This is a genomic window from Bacillus sp. A260 (genome assembly GCF_009861435.1).
GTDB lineage: Bacteria > Bacillota > Bacilli > Bacillales > Bacillaceae_G > Bacillus_A > Bacillus_A cereus.
This window is the reverse complement of the sequence record NZ_CP046398.1, coordinates 4,429,846-4,450,503: the sequence shown is the minus strand read 5'-3', so window position 1 is coordinate 4,450,503 and position 20,658 is coordinate 4,429,846. Positions and strand designations below refer to the sequence as shown.

Here is a 20,658-nt window from a genome sequence, read left to right as displayed (position 1 = left end):
GTAATAAGTATGAAAAATAAGTACAAGGAATAATCAGTGGGAATTTCCCACTGATTACATGTAAGTTTTTTGTTGTGTATGAATTAGAAACTATTATTTTGAAGGTGAACCTTTAATATATTTCCACAAGTCATGGAAGACATTAGCTTTGTGTAATGTATTAAGTAGTACTAAGGTGACTGGGCCGATGATTAATCCTAAAAAGCCAAAAAGTTTAAAGCCGACAAATAGAGCGACGAGTGTTGCTAATGGATCGAGACCGATGTTAGATGAAAGTACTTTCGGCTCCATAATTTGTCTTTGGACAATCACGACGATGTATAAAATGAGAAGACCAATGGCGAATGCGGTATCGCCAGTGAAAAATACGTATATAACCCATGGAACAAAGACTGCGCCTGTTCCTAAATATGGTAGTAAATCTACAACCCCTGTAATAATCGCGATAGTAATGGCGTATGGTACGCGTAATATTAAAAGCCCGATTAGTACAATGACAGTTGTCATAGATACGAGTGTAAGTTGTGCTTTCACAAAACCAAACAAAGCTTTTCTTAAGTCGACAAAAATAGTTTTTCCATAGCCATGTACACGATTCGGTAGCAATTTTCTTGCTTTCTGAGCAAGACGGTGCCAATCGTAACTAATGAAGAAAGTGGCTAATAAAATGAATACAAGGACAGTTAAAGTTGTTGGCAGTGCACTAATGAAATTCGTTAACCCGCTTATAATGGCGGTTAAAAGTTCTTTCATTTGTGTTGTCGCTTCTGTTCCTAAGTTTTGAATGTTTTGTGTAATTGTATAGCGCTGTGGTTCTCCAAGATGATTAAATTTAGAGATTAAATCATCGTAGAGAGGCATAATATGATTAAGTGCAAATTGCTGAGCGAATGTAACGATATCTGGAAACTTTACTGTAACAAGTTGTAGTAAGTATGTTGTGGCAGATATTGCTTCAGTCACAAGATATGTAACAAGTCCAACGATAGCTCCAAATACGAGAATTAAGCTAACGAGTACTGCTAGTGCGCGAGGAAATTGTAGTTTTTGATTAAGGAAATTGACGACAGGATTAATCAAATAAGCAAATGCAAAAGCGATAATAAAAGGATAGATAAGCCCTGACATGTATAGTAATACATAGAACCCAGCTACCGTTGCTACAATGACAAATATGAGTCGCAATATCATATATAGTAAGTTTCGGTTCAAAGATGTATACCTCCCATTCCAATTTGGATTATCCTAATTCGTTCAACTTATAACGAGTGTGCCCCACTGATTAAAGTTTCACTTTATGTTATAGTGGAATGATGGATTTTTCCTGCTTTTTCAGTATGTGAGTGACTGTGAAAGCTTGGTGTTGATGCTTCTACTATATGGTAAAAACTTCATTTTCTCTTCTTTTTATTTTACCTGTTTCTAATTAGAAAAGAAAGAAGAGACGTCTGTTTTTTAAAATGTATACACGCTTAAATTTTTATGGTGAAAGTCTCAATTTATCATTTTAAAATACATAAAAAATGAAGTGATTCATGTTGAATAGGCATCGATATATCATGTATAACGATAGGTTTAAAGGTATTTTTGTTTGGAAATGAGTTCATTATTTTCAGAAAGGAAGTGCAAACATGATTAGTCAGTCAACGTTATTTTTATTCATACTACTTATTATAGGACTTATTGCGAAAAACCAATCGCTTACTGTGGCTATTGGTGTGTTATTTTTATTGAAGTTTACGTTTTTAGGAGATAAGGTCTTTCCTTATTTACAAACGAAAGGAATTAACCTAGGTGTAACGGTCATTACAATAGCGGTGCTCGTACCGATTGCGACGGGGGAAATAGGTTTTAAACAACTTGGAGAAGCGGCAAAATCTTATTATGCGTGGATTGCTTTAGCTTCAGGTGTAGCGGTCGCTTTGTTAGCGAAAGGCGGCGTACAATTGTTGACAACGGATCCCCACATTACAACTGCGCTTGTTTTTGGGACAATTATAGCGGTTGCGCTATTTAATGGGGTTGCTGTTGGTCCGTTAATTGGGGCTGGAATTGCCTATGCGGTTATGAGTATTATACAAATGTTTAAATAAGGAATTTTATAGTAATATAAAATTTTTGAATTCTTTCTGTTCACAAAAGTCAGATAATTGTTTATAATAGGATTAGAAACTTTGAAAAGTTACATAACAGCAGAGACTTTACACCAGATAAAATAAAAACAACATAAAACAATTTTATAATGATATTGTTTTATGTTGTTTTTATCATAAAACTCTTCGGAATTAATTTTCCTCACTAACTTGTTGTTTTGAGCGTGAGGATTCGGGGAGACATTCACGCTCATGCTTTCCATGTAAACAATGGACAATAAGAGGGGAACATCGCAACAAATTTGCATGATCGTGCATTTTGCTTGCCTAAAGAGTGAACGGGCGTTCATAATTCAAAAGGGGAGCAAATAGATATAAGGAGCAAGGTTGGGAGAATTTTCAGGAAAAGGAGAGAATGTCATGACTGTTATTCGAGGTTTAGAAGGGGTAGTAGCAACAACATCATCTGTGAGCTCTATTATTGATGATACATTAACTTATGTTGGGTATAATATTGATGATTTAGCTGAGAATGCTACGTTTGAAGAAGTAGTGTACTTATTATGGCACCGCAAGCTTCCTAATGAAAAAGAACTAGCAGAATTTAATGAAATTGTATCAGAATACTATAAAGTTCCAGGTGAGATTTTAACATATTTGAAACAAGTAGATTTAAAAATTGCACATCCGATGTCTGTTTTACGAACTGCAATTTCCATGCTATCATTATACGATGAGAGCGCTGAAATTATGGACGAAAAGTCCAATTATTTGAAAGCGGTTAAATTACAGGCGCAAGTAGGAACTTTAGTTGCTGCTTACGCGAGAATCCGTAAAGGTTTAGATATTGTTGAGCCAAGAAAGGATTTATCATTAGCTGCAAACTTCTTGTACATGTTAAATGATCGCGAGCCAAATGAAGTTGAAATTGAAGCTTTTGATAAGGCGCTTGTACTTCATGCAGATCATGAGTTAAACGCTTCTACATTTACTGCACGTGTTTGCGTAGCTACACTTTCAGATGTATATTCTGGTATTACAGCAGCAATCGGTGCATTAAAAGGTCCTCTTCACGGTGGGGCAAATGAAAATGTAATGAAGATGTTAACTGAGATTGGTGAAGAAGAAAATGTAGAGTCATATATTCATAATGCTCTTCAAAATAAAGTGAAAATCATGGGCTTTGGCCACCGTGTGTATGAGCAGGGTGATCCACGTGCAAAACACTTACGTGAAATGTCTAAGAGATTATGCGTGCTTTTAGGAGAAGAGAAATGGTATAATATGTCTATCAAAATTGAAGACATTGTAACAAAAGAAAAAGGTCTTCCACCAAATGTTGATTTCTATTCAGCTTCTGTATACCATTGTTTAGGAATTGACCATGACTTATTTACACCTATTTTTGCAATTAGCCGTATGTCAGGCTGGTTAGCTCATATTCTAGAACAATATGAAAACAACCGTTTAATTCGTCCGCGTGCTGATTATAATGGACCAACGCATCAAGTGTATGTTCCAATTGCACAACGATAAGTGAATAACACTATTTTGATAGTGAAAATACGCTTTCAAAAGTCTGATTTTTTCGGAAAGATGTAATGATTAGAATATTTTAATTTGACTAACGGTTTGAACTGAGGGGTTATTCCCTCAGTTTCATACATATGAAATTTCAAACATGGGGGTTATCACATTGACGACAGGTGAAAAAATTACTGTAACTAATGGTGTTATGAATGTACCAAACAATCCGATTATTCCATTTATCGAGGGAGATGGAATTGGTCCTGATATTTGGGCAGCTGCATCTCGCGTACTAGAAGCAGCAGTTGAAAAAGCTTATGATGGTGAGAAGAAAATCGTTTGGAAAGAAGTGCTTGCAGGGGAAAAAGCATTCAACCAAACAGGCGAGTGGTTACCAGAAGAAACTTTAAACTTAATTCGTGAATATTTAATCGCGATTAAAGGTCCACTTACAACTCCAGTTGGCGGTGGTATTCGTTCTCTAAACGTAGCACTTCGTCAAGAATTAGATTTATATGTATGTCTACGTCCAGTTCGTTATTTTGAAGGTGTTCCTTCACCTGTAAAACGTCCGGAAGATACTGATATGGTTATTTTCCGTGAAAATACAGAAGATATTTATGCTGGAATTGAATATGCGCAAGGATCTCCAGAAGCAGAAAAAGTTCTTGCTTTCTTAAAAGAAGCAATGGGTGTTAATAAAATCCGCTTCCCAGAAACATCTGGTATTGGTATTAAGCCAATTTCAGAAGAAGGGACAAAGCGTCTTGTTCGTGCTGCAATTCAATATGCAATTAACGAAAAACGCTCTTCTGTTACATTAGTTCATAAAGGAAACATTATGAAATTTACAGAAGGTGCTTTCAAAAACTGGGGTTACGAAGTAGCGGAACAAGAATTCGGCGACAAAGTATTTACTTGGGCTGAATACGATCGTATCGTTGAAAAAGATGGTAAAGATGCAGCGAATAAAGCGATGGCAGACGCTGAAGTGGCTGGAAAAATCATCGTAAAAGATTCTATTGCAGACATCTTCTTACAACAAATTTTAACTCGTCCACGTGAGTTCGATGTTGTTGCAACAATGAACTTAAATGGTGACTATATCTCTGATGCACTTGCTGCACAAGTAGGTGGAATTGGTATTGCACCTGGTGCAAACATTAACTATGTGACTGGACATGCTATCTTTGAAGCTACACACGGTACAGCTCCAAAATATGCAGGTTTAGATAAAGTAAACCCATCTTCTGTTCTTCTTTCAGGTGTATTATTATTAGAACACTTAGGATGGAACGAAGCTGCGAAATTAGTAACTGCTTCTGTTGAGAAAACAATTGCTTCAAAAGTAGTAACTTATGATTTCGCACGCTTAATGGAAGGTGCAACAGAAGTGAAATGTTCTGAGTTCGCTAATGAACTTATTAAAAACATGGATGTAGCGATAATCAAAAACGCATAATTAAAGCGGGGGGTAAATTATGACAATCAAACGCAAGAAGGTTTCAGTCATCGGTGCAGGATTTACAGGAGCAACAACGGCATTCTTATTAGCACAAAAAGAACTTGCAGATGTTGTATTAGTGGACATTCCACAACTGGAAAATCCAACAAAAGGGAAAGCGTTAGATATGTTAGAAGCGAGCCCAGTACAAGGTTTTGATGCTAACATTATTGGAACATCTGATTACGCAGATACTGCTGATTCTGACGTTGTCGTTATTACAGCAGGTATTGCACGTAAGCCTGGTATGAGCCGTGATGACTTAGTAGCAACAAACTCTAAAATTATGAAAAGTATTACGCGCGACATTGCAAAACATTCACCAAATGCAATTATTGTTGTGTTAACAAATCCAGTTGATGCAATGACATATTCTGTATTTAAAGAAGCAGGATTCCCGAAAGAGCGTGTAATCGGCCAATCGGGTGTATTAGATACAGCTCGTTTCCGTACATTCATCGCACAAGAATTAAATCTTTCTGTAAAAGACATTACAGGATTTGTTCTTGGCGGACACGGTGACGACATGGTACCTCTTGTGCGTTATTCTTATGCAGGCGGTATTCCGTTAGAAACGTTAATTCCGAAAGAGCGTTTAGAAGCAATCGTAGAACGTACACGTAAAGGTGGCGGTGAGATTGTAGGCTTATTAGGAAACGGTAGTGCATATTACGCACCAGCAGCTTCTTTAGTTGAAATGACAGAAGCAATCTTAAAAGATCAACGCCGTATATTACCAGCTATTGCGTACCTTGAAGGTGAGTATGGTTATAGTGACCTTTACTTAGGGGTACCAGTAATTCTAGGTGGTAACGGAATTGAAAAAATTATTGAATTAGAACTTCTTGCAGATGAAAAAGAAGCGTTAGATCGCTCTGTAGAATCTGTACGTAATGTAATGAAAGTTCTTGTTTAATAATTGAATAGTAGTGAAAAAGATTCGGGATTCCGAATCTTTTTCTACTATTTACCGAATTGTTTTTTTTGAAATAATATGAAAACGCTATCATTTGTAATATCCTATAATGAAACTGTAGATTTATACTATACATTGCCCTCATCATAGTAAATTTCGGATAAGGTATCGCTTTTAGTAGGATAATAAGGTGAAAAAATCGGAGGGGGTTGTAACATGTTAAAGAAAAAAGTTCAAATTGGTCGTAAAATGGATGAAATTACAGTAGGAGAGAAATTATCTATCACTGAAAAAATTGAGGATAAAGATTTGTTATTGTACTTAGGGTTAACGAATGATGCCAATCCATTATATATTCAGCATGATTACGCATCCCAAACTCCGTATGAAAAGCCGATTGTACCAAGCATTATGCTAACGGGAATGATTACAACGGCGGTTACGAAATATTTACCGGGTCCAGGAAGTCATATTACGAGAAAGGACCTTACATTCGTGAAACATGTTCACCATTATGAAACGTTACAAATCCACTTTGAAGTTGTGGCTGTTTCTGAGGAGGAACATACAATTGATATGCTTGTATCTGCTCATGATGAAAAAGGAGAAACTGTTGTGAAAGGTTCATTAACAGTAACGCCACCTTTTAAATCAGTTTCTATTATGGAAAAAGCATTAGATAATTTTTAAAAAGATGAAAATATGAATAGCGCTAGCATACCTTTAATAAGGATGCTAGCGCTATTTTTAGTTGAAGAACCCTTCTTTGAACCCTTCAGCAAATTCTGAGCACCCCGTTTTAATCGTATCCCAGCTCGGAGCGTTAAAAGCAAGGATACATGTGACTGCTAAAGATAGAATGGATAGTATTAGTCGCATAATAGACCTCCGTATATTATTAATTTATATATTAAGATTAATGATATAATTATCGGTAATTGAAGTCAATTAAAGGAGTGGTTTTTTAGGTAAGGTGGAAAAGAGAAGACGTGATCTTTGAAACGGTAAGAGAAGCTGAAGTGTGGGCCAGATGGGGTAGCAAATGAAATGTATGGAAGAGTATTTGATGGATATGAAACACCAGATTATAAAATAGCGTATGCTCTTTCGTTTTTCCTAGCACAAAATTAAGATTTTATAGTTCATACGGAAGTGAGCTTTAAAGAAGAGAGAGCAATCTATAAAGTTTGGCAAAATCCTGTGTAGTTGCAGGTGAATTGTAATTACTTCTATTTTCTCAATTCTACACAAACGCTCTCCATGAATAGACAATTATATTGAGAGGGACCTTGTTTTCTAGTATGATGAGAATAACGGGGAAAATACTAGGATGAAGAAGGTTTCAAGTCTATAACTTGGAGGAAAAGAATGAACAATCGTATTTTAGTAGTTGATGATGAGGAATTTATCTTAACTTTAATCGAATTTAATTTACAACAAGCTGGGTTTGAAGTTATAACAGCGATGGATGGAGAAATGGCGCTTCAAAAAGCGACAACAGAACGCCCAGATTTAATTATATTAGATTTAATGCTTCCGAAAATGGATGGTATGGAAGTGTGTAAAGAATTACGATTGCAGCGCGTTATGACGCCGATTTTAATGTTAACGGCAAAAGATGATGAGTTTGATAAGGTGCTAGGCCTTGAACTTGGGGCGGATGATTATATGACAAAGCCATTTAGTCCAAGAGAAGTTGTTGCTCGTGTGAAGGCGATTTTGCGTCGTACGAAATTACAACAAGAAGAACAAGTTGCAGAAGCGCCAGATGAAGATAGCATCACAATTGCAGAACTTAAAATTTTACCGGAATTTTATGAGGCTTATTTCCAAGGAAGAAAGCTTGAATTAACACCAAAAGAATTTGAACTACTTGTGTATCTTGCGAAAAATAAAAGTCGCGTGTTGACACGTGATCAATTACTAAGTGCTGTATGGAATTACGATTTTGCTGGTGATACACGAATTGTTGATGTTCATATTAGCCATTTGCGCGATAAAATTGAACAAAATACGAAAAAACCGACGTACATTAAAACGATACGTGGTTTAGGATATAAATTAGAGGAGCCAAAAGGGAATGAATAAATTTCGTTCCAGGCTTCTTTTTACATTTGTTTCTCTTATTGTATTTATTTTAGTTGGACTAGGTTTATTACTAGAAACTGTGTTTGAAAACTACTATATAGATCATGCTAAAGAGAGAATGGTAAAAGAGACAGAGTATGTTGCGACGTTAGCAGAAGAGCAAGGTTTTGATAATGTCTTAAAAAACCCATACATATTTGAAAAGTTAGAAGAAAAAATACCAGCTTCTATCGTATTTTTGGATGAAAAAAAGAAAGTTCAATATAGAAAAGGACAAGAATTGGCATTTAGTCCAGAGACGATTAAAGAACTTTCTTCGGAAGTGGCAAAACAACGAAGTAAAGTGATTACGAAAGAAACGGATCGAAAGAATGAATTTTATCATGCGGTGTTCGTTCAAGATGTAGAAGGAAAACAAGGATACATTTTGGTGAAAAGTATAATTGATCCTTTAAGAGACGTACATCAAAAAACGTGGGGATTATTAATTATCGGATTTGTCATTGCTTGTCTCGTAGTTGTATTTTTAGGTATGAAAATTACAGGGCAATATATTAGGCCAATTGAATCGGTTACGAAAGTTGCAATTGAATTGGCAAAGGGCAATTATAAAGCACGTGCATACGAAAGTCATTCGGATGAAACTGGAATGCTGAGTAAAGCGATTAATATTTTAGCTCGAAATTTACAAGAGATGACACTTGAACAAGAAATGCAGCAAGATCGTCTGCATACGTTAATTGAAAATATGGGAAGCGGAATGATTTTAATTGATAGCCGAGGATATATAAACCTTGTAAACCGCTCTTATAAGGAAACTTTCCACGTAACAGATGAAGAATATTTAGATCGCTTATATTATGAATCGTTTCATCATACAGAAATTATTGAGCTTGTAGAAGAAATCTTTATGACAGAAGTGAAAGTGCGTAAACAAATGTTATTGCCACTTGGAATTGAACGGAAGCATTTCGAAGTATATGGAGCGCCGATTATCGGGACAAACCATGAATGGAAAGGGATTGTTCTCGTATTCCATGACATAACAGAGTTAAAGAAATTAGAACAAATGAGAAAAGACTTTTTAGCGAATGTTTCTCATGAATTAAAGACACCGATTACTTCTATTAAAGGTTTTTCAGAAACACTCTTAGACGGAGCGATGGATAATAAAAAATTCTGCGAACATTTCTTGCACATTATTTTAAAAGAAAGTGAGCGCATGCAAGGATTAATTGAAGATTTATTAGATTTGTCGAAGATCGAACAACAAGGATTTAAATTAAATATGGGAACCGTTGATATGAAGGGGCTGCTTGAAGATATTCATATGGTACTTGATAATAAAGCAGGAGAAAAAGAAATCTCTTTACAAGTTAATGTATTAAAACGTGCCTCTGTTATTGGAGATCCAAGTCGTTTGAAACAAATCTTTATTAATTTAATTAATAACGCAATCGTATATACACCGGCTGGAGGCGTTGTTTCAGTAGAGTTAGCGGAAGATAAATATAATGCTTATATAAAAGTATCGGATACTGGAATTGGTATTAGTAAAGAGGAAATTCCGCGTATTTTTGAACGTTTCTACCGGGTGGATAAAGCAAGAAGTAGAAATACTGGTGGTACCGGCCTTGGATTGTCGATCGTAAAGCATTTAGTTGAGGCGCATCAAGGTACGATTACAGTAGATAGTGAAGTTGGAGAAGGGACAACGTTTACAGTTGTTTTACCGAAATCAGCAACTGAAAAATAGGATGAAGGATGTTTACAATATATTAACAATGGCTTAATTAAATATTAATAAAGCTCTGTTAATATAATACATGAAAACCCCTTCATCCAAGGAGTAATTTTGGACGAGAATAGTTAAGCTGTTCTCGTCACTTCCCTTTATGCCAATATAAGTCTGTTTTATATATGAAAGAAAATAGCCGTTATTTTTCTTCTCTCTATTAGTCATGTTAATATAGAGAGAGGAAAGGAACGGTTTTTTTCTGTGAAAAAAATCATTTCAAATTTGTATGGGGAGGTTTCAATTTTGGAAAAAAAGGTCGTATTAGTAGATGGTAATAATATCGCGTATCGTGCTTTCTTTGCACTACCGCTTTTAAATAACGACAAAGGTATACATACGAACGCAATTTACGGTTTTACAATGATGTTAATGAGAATATTAGAGGAAGAAAAGCCAACTCATATGTTAGTGGCGTTTGATGCAGGCAAAACAACGTTCCGTCATAAAACGTATAGTGAGTATAAAGGAGGACGTCAAAAGACTCCACCTGAATTATCAGAGCAGTTCCCGTTTATTCGTGAGATGCTGGATGCGTTCAATGTACCGCGTTATGAATTAGAAAATTATGAAGCGGATGACATCATGGGAACGTTAGCGAAAGAAGCGAGTGAGCAAGGGGCGAGTGTAAAAGTTATTTCAGGAGATAAAGATTTACTTCAACTTGTTTCTGATAACACGCTTGTATGTATTCCGCGAAAAGGGATTACAGAAGTGGATGAATATACGAAAGAAGCTTTATTTGAAAAATACAGCTTATCACCAAAGCAAATTATCGATATGAAAGGTTTAATGGGAGACCAATCAGATAATATTCCGGGTGTACCAGGAGTTGGTGAAAAAACGGCGATTAAATTGTTAACACAGTTTGGAACGGTTGAAGAAGTGTATGAAAATCTAGATCAAGTAAGTGGGAAGAAATTAAAAGAAAAACTGGAAGAAAATAAAGAACAAGCTCTTATGAGTAAGGATCTTGCAACTATTATTACAGATGCGCCGATTACAGTTCATGTGGATGATATGTCGTATAAAGGATATGAAGCAAGTGATGTCATTCCAATGTTCGAGAGTTTAGGATTTACATCTCTTTTAAATAAATTAGGCGTTACGCCAGAAGAAACAGCTCCAGCTGAATTAGATGATATTACATTTGATATTGTGGAAGAAGTTACAGAAGAAATGCTTCAGCAAGATAGTGCGCTTATCGTTGAAGTACAAGAAGATAACTATCATAAAGCAGACATTCAAGGTTTCGGTATTCAAAATGAAAATGGATGTTACTTTATTCAGACAGACATTGCTCTTAAGTCAGATGCTTTTAAAGAGTGGCTTGCAGATGGAGAGATGAGAAAGCATACATTTGATGCGAAGCGTGCAATCGTTGCACTGAAATGGAATGGGATAGATATGCAAGGGATTGACTTTGATCTATTAATCGCTGCTTATTTACTTGACCCGGCTGATACAGATAAAGATTTCCGTACTGTAGCGAAAATGAAAGAAACGCATGCTGTGAAATCAGATGAAGAAGTTTACGGAAAAGGTGCGAAACGTGCTGTTCCAGAGTTAAAGGTAGTCGCGGAGCATGTGGCTCGTAAAGTGCATGTATTATATGATGTAAAGCAAACATTCGTTGAAGAGTTAAAGAAGAATGAGCAATATGAACTGTTTACAGAGTTAGAATTGCCGCTTGCACGTGTATTAGCTGATATGGAAGTAAAGGGTGTAAAAGTTGATACAGAGCGTCTTCGTAATATGGGAGAAGAACTTGCGGGTAGATTAAAGGAAATGGAACAGGAAATCTATAAGCTTGCGGGAACAGAGTTTAATATTAATTCACCGAAGCAGCTTGGTGTTATTCTGTTTGAGAACTTAAACTTACCGGTTATTAAAAAGACGAAAACAGGTTATTCTACGTCAGCTGATGTACTAGATAAGCTTATGAATCACCATGAAATTATTCCAAATATTTTACATTATCGTCAATTAGGGAAACTAAATTCAACTTACATTGAAGGTTTACTGAAAGTTGTACATGAAGATTCATCTAAAATTCATACTCGCTTTAATCAAGTGTTAACGCAAACAGGTCGATTAAGTTCAACGGATCCGAACTTGCAAAATATCCCGATTCGATTAGAAGAAGGAAGAAAGATTCGTCAGGCATTTGTTCCATCAGAAGAAGGCTGGATTATGTATGCGGCTGATTATTCACAAATCGAACTGCGTGTATTAGCTCATATTGCAAATGATAAAGGGCTAGTTGAAGCGTTCCAACATGACATGGATATTCATACGAAAACAGCTATGGATGTATTTGGCGTTGAAAAAGATGAAGTAACTTCAAATATGAGACGACAAGCGAAAGCTGTTAACTTCGGAATTGTGTATGGTATTAGTGATTATGGTCTTTCACAAAACTTAGGAATTACAAGAAAAGCAGCAGCGGAATTTATTGAAAAGTATTTAGAAAGTTTCCCTGGTGTACAAGAATACATGGAGGACATCGTAAAAGATGCGAAACAAAAAGGATATGTAGCTACATTATTAAATCGTCGCCGTTATATTCCAGAAATTACGAGTCGTAATTTTAACTTGCGTAGCTTCGCTGAGCGTACAGCGATGAATACACCAATTCAAGGTACTGCAGCAGATATTATTAAAAAAGCGATGATTATTATGGCAGATCGTTTAGAAGAAGAAGGATTACAAGCGCGTCTTCTTCTGCAAGTACACGATGAATTAATATTTGAAGCACCAAAAGAAGAAATCGAAAAATTAGAGCAGCTTGTACCTGAAGTAATGGAACATGCGATTGAACTTGCAGTTCCGCTGAAAGTTGATTATTCTTACGGTCCAACTTGGTACGACGCAAAATAAGGAAGTGATGAAATGCCTGAATTACCAGAGGTTGAAAACGTTAGACGGACACTTGAAAATCTTGTAACAGGAAAAACGATTGAAGATGTTATTGTTACTTATCCAAAAATAGTGAAACGACCGGATGATGCAGAAATCTTTAAAGAAATGCTAAAAGGCGAGAAGATTGAAAATATAAAGCGAAGAGGAAAGTTTTTGCTTTTATATGTAACGAATTATGTCATTGTTTCACATTTGCGTATGGAAGGTAAGTTTTTATTACATCAAGAGGATGAGCCGATTGATAAACATACGCACGTCCGTTTCTTATTTACAGATGGAATGGAATTACATTATAAAGATGTGAGAAAGTTTGGTACGATGCATCTCTTTAAGAAAGGTGAAGAAATGAACCAAATGCCTCTTGCTGACTTAGGTCCGGAGCCATTTGATGCTGAAATGACACCGCAGTATTTACAAGAAAGATTACAAAAGACAAATCGTAAAATAAAAGTTGTGCTACTGGACCAGCGTCTTTTAGTAGGGCTTGGAAATATATATGTAGATGAAGTTTTATTCCGTTCTCAAATTCATCCAGAACGAGAAGCTTCGTCTTTAACAGTAGAAGAAATTGAGCGAATTTATGAGGCTACCGTTACAACGTTAGGCGAAGCAGTAAAGCGTGGCGGAAGTACAATTCGGACGTATATCAACTCACAGGGGCAAATTGGTTCGTTCCAAGAACTCCTAAATGTATATGGGAAAAAGGGAGAGCCGTGCGTAACTTGTGGCACGATATTAGAAAAAACAGTTGTTGGCGGGCGAGGAACGCATTACTGCCCAATTTGTCAGCCTAGAATATAGAAAAGAGATAACATCGGATAGGCATTTGTCATATACATACAGCAGAGCTATGTATAAGGGAGGAGCTTACCGATGTACCTTTATTTATCTCTTATTTTATTAGCTTTTACATTAAGCTTAGATAGCTGTAGTGTAGGGCTAACATATGGTTTAAGAAGCGTAAGAATTCCACTAAGATCAATTATAATTATCGGAATGTGTTCAGCGGCTGTTATGCTTGTTTCAATGGGAATTGGACATATGATCGCGAAAGTATTTTCACCTGTTATCGCAACGCGTATCGGTGGGCTTGTTCTTATTGGAATAGGGATTTGGGTATTATATCAATTTTTTCGAAGTGAGAAAAAAGAAGAACCGAAGCAAGAGGAGAAGGTCTGGAAATTAGAGATTGCCTCGCTAGGCCTAGTGATTCAAATTTTACGGAAACCGACTGTTGCAGATTTTGATAAATCAGGCACCATTTCTGCAGGAGAAGCATTACTTCTTGGTATAGCTCTTTCTGTAGATTCATTTGGTGCCGGAATTGGTGCATCTTTATTAGGGTATGCACCCGCTATGATGGCGATATTAGTTGCAGTTATGAGTTCTTTGTTTTTATTTATTGGAATGAAACTTGGAACGGTTTTATCAAATATGAAGTGGTTACAAAAATTTACATTCCTGCCTGGAGTATTACTCATCATTATTGGAATTTGGAAAATGTAAGTATGGGCGTGGAACATTAGTTTCGCGCCTTTTATTATGAGGAGGATTATTATGACAGTAGTAATTGGATTAACGGGAGGCATTGCAAGCGGAAAAAGTACGGTATCAGAAATGTTTCGTGAACTGAGCATACCAGTTATTGATGCAGATATTATCGCAAGAGAAGTTGTAGAGCGAGGAAAACCAGCATATAACAAAATAGTAGAAGTATTTGGAACGGAAGTGTTACAAGAAGATGGAGAATTAGATCGTCCAAAACTAGGAAGTGTCGTTTTCTATAATGAAGAAAAACGATTGCAGTTAAATAAAATTGTTCATCCTGCAGTGCGTGAGGAAATGAATAGGCAAAAGGAAATGTACATAAAAGAAGGTATGCAAGCGGTTGTGTTAGATATTCCTCTCTTATTTGAAAGCAAATTAACAAGTCTCGTTGACCGCATTTTAGTTGTAGCGGTTAAGCCGCATACGCAATTAGAACGTTTAATGAAACGAAATAACTTTTCAGAAGAGGAAGCAACAGCTCGTATTCAATCTCAAATGCCGTTAGAAGAAAAAATGAAAAATGCAGATGAAGTGATAAATAATGATGGCACAATTATGGGAACGAAAACACAATTGCAGGTAATTTTAAAAAAGTGGAACATTATTGACTAAAAAATTGTGAAATTAATGAAAATGCTTAGTGACATATCCCCTTTTTGTGTTATACTATTATTGGGATTGGAGATAAATAGTATAACGCATTCAAGGGGGATAACATATTATGACTCGTGTGGCAATTAATGGATTTGGACGTATTGGGAGAATGGTATTTCGTCAAGCAATAAAAGAAAGCGCATTCGAAATTGTAGCAATCAATGCAAGCTATCCATCTGAAACGTTAGCACACTTAATTAAATATGATACAGTTCATGGCAAGTTTGACGGAACAGTAGAAGCATTTGAAGATCACTTATTAGTTGATGGAAAAATGATTCGCCTTTTAAACAACCGCGATCCAAAGGAATTGCCTTGGACAGATTTAGGTGTTGAAGTTGTAATTGAAGCAACTGGTAAATTTAATTCGAAAGAAAAAGCAATTCTTCACGTTGAAGCTGGAGCGAAAAAAGTTATTTTAACAGCGCCTGGTAAAAATGAAGATGTAACAATTGTAGTTGGTGTGAACGAAGACCAATTAGATATTACAAAACATACTGTTATTTCAAATGCATCTTGTACAACAAATTGTTTAGCGCCTGTTGTGAAGGTGTTAGATGAGCAGTTTGGAATTGAAAACGGTTTAATGACGACAGTTCACGCTTATACAAATGACCAAAAAAATATTGATAACCCACATAAAGATTTAAGAAGAGCACGTGCTTGCGGACAATCAATCATTCCGACAACGACAGGTGCTGCGAAAGCGCTAGCAAAAGTTCTTCCACATTTAAACGGAAAACTTCATGGTATGGCACTTCGTGTACCAACACCAAACGTGTCTCTTGTTGATTTAGTAGTAGATGTAAAACGCGATGTGACAGTTGAAGCTATTAACGATGCATTCAAAACTGTTGCAAACGGTGCGTTAAAAGGTATTGTAGAATTCAGCGAAGAGCCTTTAGTATCTATCGACTTTAATACAAATACACACTCAGCTATTATCGATGGTTTATCTACAATGGTAATGGGTGATCGTAAAGTGAAAGTACTTGCTTGGTATGATAACGAGTGGGGCTACTCTCGTCGTGTTGTAGATCTTGTAACATTAGTTGTTCAAGAGTTAGCGAAACAAGAAAATGTGCAACACATTTAAGTGAATAAGGGAGGAGAGGGCAAGGCAATATTTGCCCTCTTTTTTTAATTTTTTCTGAAAAGGAAAAAAATTATATAAGTATATTTTAAAAAGTGGACATACCACGAAACGTTGTGATTACTGCATTTGTGAATCGTTTATTTTTTTTAGGGAAAAGTAAAGAGGAAAATATGACAGAAAATCGAAAAAACTGTTGTTGCAAAATGAAAATAAACAAAGTATACTAACACTCGTAAACTTAAGAGCTGAGGTACGTAGTCACTACTTAAAGGGTTAGGACCTCTCTGGACTAACTTTCCCCCGTGGTAGTGGAGCAAGCCAAATTGCAAATTAGTTTTCAATTCGAACAGTTAGAATAAATTTACAAGGGGGAACTGTAGAATGGATACTATGGATACGATGGGTCGTCACGTGATCGCTGAACTTTGGGATTGCGATTTCGACAAGCTTAATGACATGCCGTATATTGAACAATTATTTGTGGATGCAGCACTAAGAGCTGGTGCTGAAGTGCGTGAGGTTGCTTTCCATAAATTTGCACCACAAGGTGTAAGTGGAGTAGTAATTATCTCAGAATCACATTTAACAATTCATAGCTTTCCGGAGCACGGTTACGCAAGTATTGATGTTTATACTTGTGGGGATCGTATTGATCCAAATGTTGCTGCAGAATATATTGCAGAAGGTTTAAACGCGAAAACGCGTGAGAGCATCGAGCTTCCTCGAGGCACTGGTAGCTTCGAAATTAAGCAGAGAGAAACAAAAGCTCTTTAAAAAAGAACATAATTGATTTAAAATGTAAAGAGGTGTATAATGCACCTCTTTTTTAGTTTATAAAAAAGGGAAAATATAACGTACTTGTTAGTTGAATAAATTGGACTCTTGCAAATGAGGTAGTGCCCTATATACCATCTTATTTTTAAGGATGAGATGATAAAGTTATGCGCTGGAACTTAAAGTGGTAAGAGAGTTAGAATGAGTTATATAATATTGTATATATATTTTAGGTGAAGTGAGTAGAGAAAAATAAAGAGTATAGTGTAAAGGAGTGAATGAATTGCGTTGTCCATCCTGTTCTCATAATGGTACAAGAGTGTTAGATTCGCGTCCGGTAGACGAGGGGCGCTCTATTCGAAGAAGGAGAGAGTGTGAAAGCTGCTTAAGTCGCTTTACGACCTTTGAAAGGGTAGAAGAGTCACCTCTTATCGTTGTAAAAAAAGAAGGCACACGAGAAGAGTTTAATAAAGAAAAGATTTTACGCGGTTTAATTAAAGCGTGTGAAAAAAGACCAGTATCTTTAAGACAATTAGAAGAAGTAACACAAAGCGTGGAACGTGAACTGCGTAATTTAGGTATATCAGAAGTGAAAAGTGATATGATTGGTGAAATTGTTATGGAAGAACTTCGCGATATTGATGATGTTGCTTACGTACGTTTTGCTTCTGTATATCGTCAATTTAAAGATTTAAATGTATTTATTGAAGAATTAAAAGATATACTGCAAAAAGAAAGAGAGTAGAAGTTGTATTTTATTCTCTTTACATACCGTAAGTAATAGGATAAGAGAGCTAGAAGCGCAAGCTAATAGCTCTTTTTCACTAAGAATTTATATAATGAAGATAGAACGAATGAAGTAGAGGATAGATTGGATGAGAGAAAGGAAAAGCAAGAATGGAAAAACAGTCATGGATGGAGCTATTGCCGATTGATCGTTATAAAGTAAGTGCGAAAGGACTACTGCACAATTACGACCGAAAAGTGTTAACGATGTTGTATCAGCCGTTAATAGGTAGTAGAGCTTTTAGCTTATACATGACACTATGGGGAGAGCTTGAGCAAGATCGTGTATTTGGAAAAGAGAGTACGCATCATTCCCTTATGGTGACTATGCAAATGCAACTTCCTGAAGTATATGAGGAACGAGTAAAGTTAGAGGCAATTGGGCTTTTGAAGGTATATATTAAGAAAGAAAAAGATATTCGAATGTTCATATATGAGTTGCAACCACCTTTATCTCCGAAGCAGTTTTTTGATGATATTGTTTTAAGTATCTTTTTATACAATCGATTGAGCAGGACAAAATATAATCAAGTAAAGCAATATTTCTTAGAAGAAGAATTTGATTTTGCTTCTTATGAAAATGTTACGCGTTCTTTCAATGATGTGTTTGGTTCGTTTAATCCAGGACAGCTTGAGCATGCGCAAGAAGACCTTCGTATTCCCAAAACGACAACTATGCCAAGTAACGAGAAGGGAGACGCTCCGAAAGTTTGGAATGATTTCTTTGATTTCTCTTTATTTGTAGATGGATTGTCCGCTCTTGTTCCTAAAAAGGCGATTACAGATCAAGTGAGAGACTGCGTTATAACACTTGCTTACGTGTATGGTGTAGATGTGTTATCGATGCAAAATATCGTTCTTGGTGCAGTAACAGAGATGCAAACAATTGATATGGAAAGGCTTAGAAAAGGAGCGCGCGATTGGTATCAATTTGAAAATGGTCAAGCATTACCGGTATTAAGTGAAAGAGTACAGCCTCATGCTGCACGTACGATGAAAGAGAAAGAGCCTTCATCGCAAGAGGAGATGCTAATAAAGCAGCTAGAGGAAATCTCACCAAAACAACTATTGAAAGAGATTTCTGGTGGTGCAGAGGCAACGAAAGCGGACTTGCAGATCGTTGAAGATGTCATGATTAATCAAAAATTGACACCAGGAGTTGTGAATGTACTTATTTATTACGTTATGCTACGCTCAGATATGAAACTTGCGAAAACGTATGTCGAGAAGATTGCTGGGCATTGGGCACGTAAAAAGGTCGGTACAGTAGCGGACGCGATGGCGTTAGCGAAAGAAGAGAACCGTCAATATCAAGAGTGGGCTGAGACGAAGAAAAAGGGCCGTACGGCGAAGAAAACGGTGCGGAAAGAAATGGTGCCAGATTGGCTTAAGGAAGAAGAGCCGAAAGAACAAGAGAAAGAAACAGTGAAGAAAGATGTAAGTGTAGAAAAAGATGCAAGTACGCTAGAAGATGAACGAAAACGACTAGAAGAAGTGTTAAAAAAATATAAGCGTGATTAATAGAAGAGAATGAACGCTCTTTGAGGTGAGAAAATGGAGCATATTCAAAATTCATTTGCAAAATTAATGGAAAATGAAAACTTTAAAAATAGATATGAAGTATTAAAGGCAGAAGTAATGGCGCATCCGCGTGTGAAAGAATTTATAGATGAACATAAGGGTGAAGTAACGACTTCTATGATTGAGCGCAGTCTTGTGAAGTTATATGAATATATTGGACAAAGTGTAGGTTGCGTGGATTGTCCGGATTTAGGCTCATGTAAAAATATGCTACAAGGGTACGAGCCAAAGCTTGTTATTCAAGGGAAGATGATTGATATTCAATACGATCGCTGCGTTAGAAAAGTAGCGCATGACGAGAGAAAGAAATATGAAAAACTCGTTCAAAGTGTATATATGCCAACGGATATTTTGCAGGCAACTATGGAAAACTTAGACCCTTCTGATTTAAATGCACGTATCGATGCAATTGGTGCAGCGAATGAATTTTTAAGTACATATGAACCAGGTAAAAAAGCACAAGGTTTATATTTGTACGGTAAATTTGGTGTAGGAAAAACGTATTTGTTAGGAGCAATAGCGAACGAGCTTGCTCGAAAGAAAATAAGTTCGATGCTCGTATACTTCCCGGAATTTTTACGTGAAATTAAAAGTTCAATTCAAGATAATTCGATTGGTGAAAAGATTGATGCGGTTAAACGCGTACAAGTTTTAATGTTAGACGATATTGGGGCAGAAGCGATGTCAAGCTTTGTGCGTGACGATGTGCTTGGTGCAATCTTGCAATTCCGTATGTTAGAAAACTTACCGACGTTCTTTACGTCTAATTTTGATTTTAAACAACTGGAACACCATTTAACGTATACGCAGCGTGGTGAGGCTGAAGAAATGAAAGCAGCACGTATTATGGAAAGAATTAAATATTTAGCGAAACCAATTCCAATTGGTGGGAAAAACCGTCGTCATAAGTAAAAGAGTAAGCTTCTCAGCTTGCTCTTTTTTTGTATTATAGTGATATTTTCTTTTCGAATATGAGATCGAAATATTCAGGTTGTCCAGAACTGCCAAACGTAGGGGCAACAATCTGTACGAACCTCCAGCCATCTCTAGCATGTTCTTGAATAATTTCTTGGTAGTCTTCAGCTGGTTTTGAGCGAGTGAACCCCCAATGTAATTCGACTTTTACGAATTTATATTCAAACATTCAGATACCCCCTTTTATTGATAAGTAAAGTATACAATAAAAATTCATAGTAGCTTGTATCATTTTTTTCTCCCTCCCTTAATATATATAAAATTAGCAAGCCATATTGAGTGGATTTTCTAACGATAGGAAATGTGATTCTACTAAGAGTGAAATTCACGCGGGACGGACTCTTATAGGATTTGTAACGTATAGATACAGTCCTTTAGAGCGGGGATAAAAGGGGGGAC

At 36.3% G+C, this 20,658-nt stretch carries 19 protein-coding genes and 1 pseudogene; 17 read left to right on the top strand and 3 right to left on the bottom strand.

The window, feature by feature from the left end:
- Positions 1-93 precede the first annotated feature (93 nt).
- Positions 94-1,212, bottom strand: coding sequence for a sporulation integral membrane protein YtvI (gene ytvI, locus GD442_RS22550; protein WP_001081388.1), 1,119 nt, complete (start codon positions 1,210-1,212; stop codon positions 94-96).
- A gap of 419 nt (positions 1,213-1,631) precedes the next feature.
- Here ytvI and GD442_RS22545 point away from each other — a divergent pair, with 419 nt between their 5' ends.
- From GD442_RS22545 to GD442_RS22525, 5 genes are all read left to right on the top strand, one after another.
- A complete protein-coding gene (locus GD442_RS22545; protein WP_000625507.1) occupies positions 1,632-2,093 on the top strand; it encodes a DUF441 domain-containing protein in 462 nt (153 codons plus the stop codon).
- Positions 2,094-2,480: 387 nt separating this feature from the next.
- The gene (gene citZ / locus GD442_RS22540; RefSeq protein WP_000503652.1) at positions 2,481-3,629 is read left to right on the top strand and encodes a citrate synthase; all 1,149 of its coding nucleotides are present in this window, start codon (positions 2,481-2,483) and stop codon (positions 3,627-3,629) included.
- Positions 3,630-3,789: 160 nt separating this feature from the next.
- Complete coding sequence (gene icd, locus GD442_RS22535; RefSeq protein WP_000206898.1) at positions 3,790-5,082, top strand: NADP-dependent isocitrate dehydrogenase; 1,293 nt, start codon at positions 3,790-3,792, stop codon at positions 5,080-5,082.
- Positions 5,083-5,101: 19 nt separating this feature from the next.
- A complete protein-coding gene (mdh, locus tag GD442_RS22530) occupies positions 5,102-6,040 on the top strand; it encodes a malate dehydrogenase (protein ID WP_000153230.1) in 939 nt (312 codons plus the stop codon).
- Between the two features lie 216 nt (positions 6,041-6,256).
- Positions 6,257-6,730: a MaoC family dehydratase gene (locus GD442_RS22525; protein ID WP_000914180.1), complete on the top strand. Its 474-nt coding sequence runs from the start codon at positions 6,257-6,259 to the stop codon at positions 6,728-6,730.
- A gap of 57 nt (positions 6,731-6,787) precedes the next feature.
- Here the strand turns inward: GD442_RS22525 and GD442_RS28300 are convergent, their stop codons facing one another.
- The gene (locus GD442_RS28300) at positions 6,788-6,919 is read right to left on the bottom strand and encodes a hypothetical protein (protein ID WP_001237022.1); all 132 of its coding nucleotides are present in this window, start codon (positions 6,917-6,919) and stop codon (positions 6,788-6,790) included.
- A gap of 110 nt (positions 6,920-7,029) precedes the next feature.
- Between GD442_RS28300 and GD442_RS28180 the strand changes: the two are divergent.
- The 12 genes and pseudogenes from GD442_RS28180 to dnaI all read left to right on the top strand — a co-directional run bounded on the left by GD442_RS28180 (position 7,030) and on the right by dnaI (position 20,196).
- Positions 7,030-7,246, top strand: a pseudogene (locus GD442_RS28180) (hypothetical protein).
- 162 nt (positions 7,247-7,408) lie between these two features.
- The gene (gene phoP / locus GD442_RS22520; protein ID WP_001065220.1) at positions 7,409-8,128 is read left to right on the top strand and encodes a two-component system response regulator PhoP; all 720 of its coding nucleotides are present in this window, start codon (positions 7,409-7,411) and stop codon (positions 8,126-8,128) included.
- Positions 8,121-9,884 (top strand): sensory box histidine kinase PhoR, encoded by a 1,764-nt coding sequence (gene phoR / locus GD442_RS22515; RefSeq protein WP_001032102.1) that lies wholly within the window; start codon positions 8,121-8,123, stop codon positions 9,882-9,884. The genes phoP and phoR overlap by 8 nt, the downstream gene beginning before the upstream one ends.
- Positions 9,885-10,169: 285 nt before the next feature.
- Positions 10,170-12,803, top strand: a complete 2,634-nt coding sequence (gene polA, locus GD442_RS22510; RefSeq protein WP_025690731.1) for a DNA polymerase I — start codon at positions 10,170-10,172, stop codon at positions 12,801-12,803.
- 12 nt (positions 12,804-12,815) lie between these two features.
- Complete coding sequence (gene mutM / locus GD442_RS22505; protein WP_086407797.1) at positions 12,816-13,646, top strand: DNA-formamidopyrimidine glycosylase; 831 nt, start codon at positions 12,816-12,818, stop codon at positions 13,644-13,646.
- Between the two features lie 72 nt (positions 13,647-13,718).
- Entirely contained in the window at positions 13,719-14,351 is a 633-nt protein-coding gene (gene ytaF / locus GD442_RS22500; RefSeq protein ID WP_000281744.1) for a sporulation membrane protein YtaF, read from the top strand.
- A 51-nt stretch (positions 14,352-14,402) separates the two neighbouring features.
- Complete coding sequence (gene coaE, locus GD442_RS22495; protein ID WP_000219283.1) at positions 14,403-15,005, top strand: dephospho-CoA kinase; 603 nt, start codon at positions 14,403-14,405, stop codon at positions 15,003-15,005.
- Positions 15,006-15,114: 109 nt separating this feature from the next.
- A complete protein-coding gene (locus tag GD442_RS22490; RefSeq protein ID WP_000198975.1) occupies positions 15,115-16,143 on the top strand; it encodes a glyceraldehyde-3-phosphate dehydrogenase in 1,029 nt (342 codons plus the stop codon).
- Between the two features lie 390 nt (positions 16,144-16,533).
- Positions 16,534-16,917, top strand: a complete 384-nt coding sequence (gene speD / locus GD442_RS22485; RefSeq protein ID WP_002003660.1) for an adenosylmethionine decarboxylase — start codon at positions 16,534-16,536, stop codon at positions 16,915-16,917.
- A 283-nt stretch (positions 16,918-17,200) separates the two neighbouring features.
- Positions 17,201-17,662 carry a transcriptional regulator NrdR gene (nrdR, locus tag GD442_RS22480; protein WP_001203687.1) on the top strand — a complete coding sequence of 154 codons (462 nt, stop codon included), beginning with the start codon at positions 17,201-17,203 and terminating at the stop codon, positions 17,660-17,662.
- Between the two features lie 152 nt (positions 17,663-17,814).
- Positions 17,815-19,224, top strand: a complete 1,410-nt coding sequence (locus GD442_RS22475) for a replication initiation and membrane attachment family protein (protein ID WP_000415056.1) — start codon at positions 17,815-17,817, stop codon at positions 19,222-19,224.
- Positions 19,225-19,257: 33 nt separating this feature from the next.
- On the top strand, positions 19,258-20,196 hold the full coding sequence (gene dnaI / locus GD442_RS22470) for a primosomal protein DnaI (RefSeq protein ID WP_000400104.1): 939 nt from the start codon (positions 19,258-19,260) through the stop codon (positions 20,194-20,196).
- 34 nt (positions 20,197-20,230) lie between these two features.
- Here dnaI and GD442_RS22465 read toward each other — a convergent pair whose 3' ends face one another.
- Complete coding sequence (locus GD442_RS22465) at positions 20,231-20,428, bottom strand: DUF4177 domain-containing protein (protein ID WP_000464456.1); 198 nt, start codon at positions 20,426-20,428, stop codon at positions 20,231-20,233.
- Between the last annotated feature and the right edge of the window lie 230 nt (positions 20,429-20,658).

Bases quoted from the DNA above. Each gene is read 5' to 3' on its own strand.
- GD442_RS22545 (WP_000625507.1), top strand. From the start codon at position 1,632: ATGATTAGTCAGTCAACGTTATTTTTATTCATACTACTTATTATAGGA.
- mdh (WP_000153230.1), top strand. From the start codon at position 5,102: ATGACAATCAAACGCAAGAAGGTTTCAGTCATCGGTGCAGGATTTACA.
- GD442_RS22525 (WP_000914180.1), top strand. From the start codon at position 6,257: ATGTTAAAGAAAAAAGTTCAAATTGGTCGTAAAATGGATGAAATTACA.
- GD442_RS28300 (WP_001237022.1), bottom strand. From the start codon at position 6,919: ATGCGACTAATACTATCCATTCTATCTTTAGCAGTCACATGTATCCTT.
- phoP (WP_001065220.1), top strand. From the start codon at position 7,409: ATGAACAATCGTATTTTAGTAGTTGATGATGAGGAATTTATCTTAACT.
- phoR (WP_001032102.1), top strand. From the start codon at position 8,121: ATGAATAAATTTCGTTCCAGGCTTCTTTTTACATTTGTTTCTCTTATT.
- mutM (WP_086407797.1), top strand. From the start codon at position 12,816: ATGCCTGAATTACCAGAGGTTGAAAACGTTAGACGGACACTTGAAAAT.
- ytaF (WP_000281744.1), top strand. From the start codon at position 13,719: ATGTACCTTTATTTATCTCTTATTTTATTAGCTTTTACATTAAGCTTA.
- coaE (WP_000219283.1), top strand. From the start codon at position 14,403: ATGACAGTAGTAATTGGATTAACGGGAGGCATTGCAAGCGGAAAAAGT.
- GD442_RS22490 (WP_000198975.1), top strand. From the start codon at position 15,115: ATGACTCGTGTGGCAATTAATGGATTTGGACGTATTGGGAGAATGGTA.
- speD (WP_002003660.1), top strand. From the start codon at position 16,534: ATGGATACGATGGGTCGTCACGTGATCGCTGAACTTTGGGATTGCGAT.
- GD442_RS22475 (WP_000415056.1), top strand. From the start codon at position 17,815: ATGGAAAAACAGTCATGGATGGAGCTATTGCCGATTGATCGTTATAAA.
- dnaI (WP_000400104.1), top strand. From the start codon at position 19,258: ATGGAGCATATTCAAAATTCATTTGCAAAATTAATGGAAAATGAAAAC.
- GD442_RS22465 (WP_000464456.1), bottom strand. From the start codon at position 20,428: ATGTTTGAATATAAATTCGTAAAAGTCGAATTACATTGGGGGTTCACT.